The 911-nt window shown below is 43.6% G+C and carries 1 protein-coding gene; it reads left to right on the forward strand.

From position 1 onward, the window contains the following. Positions 1 to 316 precede the first annotated feature (316 nt). The gene (gene efp / locus A3763_RS03250) at positions 317 to 889 is read left to right on the forward strand and encodes an elongation factor P (RefSeq protein ID WP_068507556.1); all 573 of its coding nucleotides are present in this window, start codon (positions 317 to 319) and stop codon (positions 887 to 889) included. Positions 890 to 911 lie beyond the last annotated feature (22 nt).

A 911-nucleotide genomic window follows, 5' to 3' on the forward strand; every position in this document is an offset into this window, starting at 1 on the left:
TCTGCAGTACTTATTTTGCACTGGCTAAGTTGAGACTGCCATGAACCGTATTGCGCTTTATTTTCGACAGGAATAGTTGATAGATGTATCATGTGCGCTTTAATTTTGGTCTGCGAGCCTAAAAAAGAGTCAGCCCTTGATGTAAAGAGGCCGGTAAACCGCGCAGTATATAGCGAAGTAAAGCTATAGAAAACAGTTTGTCGCCCACTCATTGGCCCTGTATAGATTAGGCTGGACCAAGATAGCGAGAAAATAATTCCGTAAATTGAATAGTTCCTGCATAAATATGTAGGAGACAGAAACAGGTGAGATCAAAATGGGAAGTTATTCTACCAGCGAATTCCGTTCAGGCTTAAAAGTAATGTTGGATGGTGATCCTTGTGCGGTGATTGAGAATGAATTTGTAAAGCCAGGAAAAGGCCAGGCTTTTAACCGCGTTAAGTTGAGAAACCTCAATACTGGGCGTCAATGGGAGAGAACCTTCAAGTCAGGTGAATCTCTTGAAGCGGCTGACGTAATGGAATTCGATATGGAGTACCTCTATACCGATGGTGAGTTCTGGCACTTTATGATGACTGATGGTTCTTTTGAACAGCATGCTGCTGATGAAAAGGCTGTCGGTGATACAATTAAGTGGTTAAAGGAACAGGATGTTTATACGGTCACACTATTCAATGGTGCACCCTTGGCTGTTGCTGCAGCAAACTTTGTTGAGCTGGAAGTGGTAGAAACTGACCCGGGTTTGAAAGGCGATACAGCTCAAGGTGGCACAAAGCCGGCTACCTTTTCTACCGGTGCAACGGTCAATGTGCCATTATTTGTCAATATTGGTGAGAAGCTGCGTATCGATACTCGTACTGGTGAATACGTGAGTCGTGCCAAGTCATAATTGAGCAATTGATTGCATAGAG

The sequence above is a fragment of the Oleiphilus sp. HI0128 genome (assembly GCF_001635365.1).

What these genes read in the sequence shown, in the direction of transcription:
- efp (WP_068507556.1), top strand. Translation starts at nt 317, where the DNA reads ATGGGAAGTTATTCTACCAGCGAATTCCGTTCAGGCTTAAAAGTAATG.